Source organism: Mesorhizobium sp. M7D.F.Ca.US.004.03.1.1 (genome assembly GCF_003998635.1).
In the GTDB taxonomy this organism is placed as follows: domain Bacteria; phylum Pseudomonadota; class Alphaproteobacteria; order Rhizobiales; family Rhizobiaceae; genus Mesorhizobium; species Mesorhizobium loti.
This window is the reverse complement of record NZ_RZQG01001660.1, coordinates 1-596: the sequence shown is the minus strand read 5'-3', so window position 1 is coordinate 596 and position 596 is coordinate 1. Positions and strand designations below refer to the sequence as shown.

Here is a 596-nt window from a genome sequence, read left to right as displayed (position 1 = left end):
GATAAGCAGGCTCGCCGAGAGCAGCGTGACATCGGGAATGCCGCTCCTTGTCGGGACAACCAGCATCGCCATGACCAGGAGCCACGCCGCCGTCGCACCGAGCCCGATCAAAAGCACGCGGCGATCGCCCCAGCGGTCGGTGAGCAAGCCCCAGGGCAGTTCGCTGAGCGCGACCCCCAGCCCGAGAAGGCCGAGTGCCAGGCCGAGCTCGGCATTGCCCAGATGATAGCCCTGACGAAGCACGACCGCCGTTGCCGGTATGCCGGAGAAAGTGGCGGAGAAGCTGGCATTGGCGGCAACGCCTATGCCCAGGACCTTCCAGCGATGGCCGGGCTTGAATGCTCTTCCGGTGAAGCCGGTATCTTCCAGAAGTTCCGGCTTCTGTCGGTCAGTGCAATTGACAATGGCGGACATGATTTCATTCCCGTGCTGGCCAGTGGTCTGGTCTTGACGGTCTGTTTCTAGCGCCGTAGTTTCATCCTTAAAATCAGCAATTTTTAAACTTACCATCCTGAAAAGCAGGACTAACAAAAAGCAGGACTAACAATATGCGACGCGTGACATTCGACCTCGACGTCCTCCGCAGTTTCGTCACC

General features: G+C 58.9%; 1 protein-coding gene. It reads right to left on the bottom strand.

The genetic code is table 11. From position 1 onward, the window contains the following. A partial coding sequence (locus EN935_RS39340) for an MFS transporter (protein WP_127374421.1) occupies nucleotides 1-414 on the bottom strand: 414 nt, incomplete at its 3' end. Between the last annotated feature and the right edge of the window lie 182 nt (nucleotides 415-596).